Below are 3,144 nucleotides of genomic sequence, written 5' to 3'. Positions count from 1 at the left end.
TGTAACTGCTGGAGAACTTGAGCCTCACGTTCAAAGAGTTTCAAGTCTTCCCACTGCATCTGAGGATTAAAGGCGAGGAGTTTGAGAATCACTGGCTGGCTAGGTTGCGCCAACAGATCCATCGCCAACCAAGTTTGACGACTCGCATTCTGACCCAGCTTTTGTTGAAGCTGATAGCGCTGATGCACTACATCTGGGAGTTGTAGCATCCTCACACCTCGGTTACGATAGCAGCTTTCTCTCTAAGGTAACTTAAGAAACTCCGCTATAGTGAGTAGTTACTGGTTATTGGACAATGAACAATCAACCATGAACAAACTATTACATCGATGGACAACGGGGAACCGCAACTATCTGGGAATTCTCGGACTGATTTGGCTAGCCAGCGCTTTGTGCGATCGCCTGTGGTTTGCGCTTGATAATTCTGTCCCTGCTTGGGATGAGGCGGATTATTTGACGGGTTCGTTAAATTATTGGCAAGCGTTGCAGCATCCTGAATGGTTCTCTGGGGAATGGTGGACGAATTTCTGGCAACTTTCGTCTAAAATACCGCCGTTTACGTATATCGCTACGGCGATTATTCAACATGTTTTTGGTCGGGGAACGGATCAAGCGACGCTGGTTCTGTTACTCTTTCATGCTATTCTTATCGGTTCAGTTTATGGCTTGGGTGTCCAACTTTTCAATCGTCGGGTAGGATTATGGGCGGCTGGATTAACGGTGCTTTTACCGGGACTCTATCGCTATCGTTTAGAATTACTGCTGGATTATCCCCTAACGGCTGTTGTTACACTTAGTTTCTTCTGTCTCACAGTTTGGCGAACTCAAAGTTTAAAACCTGTAATTGCTAAACCGCAACCCAATTACCAATCCCTACTCTGGGCAATAATCTTTGGTTTGTCCCTAGGATTAGCGCTAATGGTAAAGCAAACAGCGCTATTTTTTCTATTTATACCAATTATCTGGGTTATTGCGGGGACAATTCGACGGCGAAACTGGGGGCGTTTGGCTCAGTTAATCGCGGGATTGTTGGTGTCTGTGTTGATATTTGGTTCCTGGTATCGCATTAACTGGTTACTCATTTTAACCTCTGGGAAACGAGCCACGTTAGATTCCGCGATCGCCGAGGGTGATCCGGCGCTGAATACTTGGGAGGCTTGGCTTTATTATGGGAAGATTTTACCTTTTTTGGTGTCCTGGATTCTGTTGCTTGTGCCGATTGTGGGTTTGATTCTTTATTGGCGCAAAAAAGAGAGAGTTTGGCGTAGGGAAAGGAACGATGTTTTTTCAACGCAGAGGGGCGCAGAGGTTAACGCAGAGGGGCGCAGAGGGTTTCAGAAAGGATATGGGTTGGGTGGGTTACGTTGGTCTTTGGGTTGGCTGACTGTGTTTTTGATTGGGGGGTATTTACTATGTTCTCTAAATGTGAATAAGGATGCTCGGTATATTTTGCCATTGTTGCCTGTATTTTCGTTAGTTTTAGCATCGGGTTTGGTTTTATGGCAAGGTGGTTGGGGTAAGTCTGTTCGCTGGGGTACGGTGGGGTTTGCGTCTGTGTTAATGGTGCTGAATTTGTTTCCTTTGGGCGGTGGTTTTTTAACTCAAGTTCTTGCGCCGCGTGTTCAACATTTCCCCTATTTTAGAGAACCTGTTCCGCTGGCTCAGGTGATTGATGAAATTATCCAAACTTCTCCGAATTTACAGACAACGTTAGGCGTATTACCATCAACGCCGGAAATTAATCAGCATAATTTAAATTATTATGGGGCGTTGCGGGATTTTCAGGTGTATGGGCGTCAGGTGGGAGTACGAGAAAAGCAAGTTGAACAGGATGCGCGATCGCTCTCTTGGTTTGTGACGAAGACAGGGGATCAAGGTTCTGTTCCTGAGGCGCAAACGGCTATGGTGGAGAAGGTTGAAAAAGGCGGAGAATTCCAACTCCAGAAGACGTGGGATTTACCCGATGGTAGTCTGCTCAAGCTTTATCACCGACATCAGCCATTTTTCCAGGTAGAAAAAGTTAACAGAAAACAGTCAATTATCGGGACAGAGTTAGACCCAATTGTAGGGGCGGGTTTAGGAACTAACTTCAGATACCTACCAATAAAAGTTCAACAAAACCCGCCCTCCTCGCCAATGAATGAACAACAAAATAAGCCCTTATTCAACAGCCTGCCCTTAAGCGTAGTCGAAGGGTTAAATAAAATTAAATTAAATCGGGTGATTGTCCCAGAGACAGCCCCCCCTGGTTTCCCTGTACCTGTTACTTACGAATGGACAGGAGATTGGCAACCTTTACAATCGGGAATTGTGTTATTAACTTGGCATTCGCTGGAAGCAGGAGATCAATATCAATGGTTACATGATCATGGTATTGCCATGGGAAATTTGTTTCCGAAGTCCACAAACAACCGTCAACTATCAACCGTCACCAATCCATCACCCAAATACCAGGTTATTGAACAGATGGCGATGTTACCTCCATCCGATATCCCAGCCGGAACCTATGCATTAAAAGCCACCTATTTGAATCGAGAGACGGGGGAAACCTATCCGATATCAGTACCAGCCGTTCAAATAAAAATTGACCCAAAAGCGTCTACAACACCTGCACCGGAATTAGATTTAATCACCCAATTTCGCACATTAGCAGCGACTTTACCAAATGGTTCTGATTCTATGGAGGCTATCTTTGAACAAACAGGGCGAATTAATCAGTATGACCCAATTCAGGATTATCTCGTGCAGGCAGATTTGGCGTTAACTCATCGGTTAAAGTTGGAACCACAACGGTTAGATTTGGCTTATGCTCTAGCTTTATCTAAGGTTTTGCAGGTAGATGCTCAGGGTGCGATCGCAGCGTTAAAACGGGTTGTCCAGCTTGATCCCCAAAATCCTTATGCTCATGCTTATCTTGCCTTCGTTTATCTGTATGAATGGCGGGGTCAAGATGCCCAAACTGCGCTCAAGCCTGCCTTAAATCTCAGCCCCAATCTGCCAGAAGTTCAAGCCCTTTCTGGTATTGCTGCCCTGATGCAAGGAAATTTGGTTAAAACCTGGTATTTTATTGAAAAATTGAGAAATTAGTTATTCGTCATTGGTCATTGGTCATTGGTCATTGGTCATTGGTCATTGGTCATTGGT

The 3,144-nt window shown here is 45.0% G+C and carries 1 protein-coding gene and 1 pseudogene; one reads left to right on the top strand and one right to left on the bottom strand.

What is annotated here, in order from left to right; genetic code table 11:
• Positions 1–209: pseudogene (locus ACLFWI_RS28800) on the bottom strand (serine/threonine protein kinase); the annotation flags it as partial.
• Positions 210–309: 100 nt separating this feature from the next.
• On the opposite strand from ACLFWI_RS28800, the gene ACLFWI_RS28795 reads away from it, so the two are divergent.
• Positions 310–3,087: a phospholipid carrier-dependent glycosyltransferase gene (locus tag ACLFWI_RS28795; protein WP_446415781.1), complete on the top strand. Its 2,778-nt coding sequence runs from the start codon at positions 310–312 to the stop codon at positions 3,085–3,087.
• The last annotated feature ends 57 nt before the right edge of the window (positions 3,088–3,144 follow it).

The organism is Coleofasciculus sp. (assembly GCF_046539235.1).
Classification (GTDB): domain Bacteria; phylum Cyanobacteriota; class Cyanobacteriia; order Cyanobacteriales; family Coleofasciculaceae; genus Coleofasciculus.
This window is presented reverse-complemented; position numbering and strand designations above follow the sequence as displayed.

What these genes read in the sequence shown, in the direction of transcription:
- ACLFWI_RS28795 (WP_446415781.1), top strand. Translation starts at nt 310, where the DNA reads ATGAACAAACTATTACATCGATGGACAACGGGGAACCGCAACTATCTG.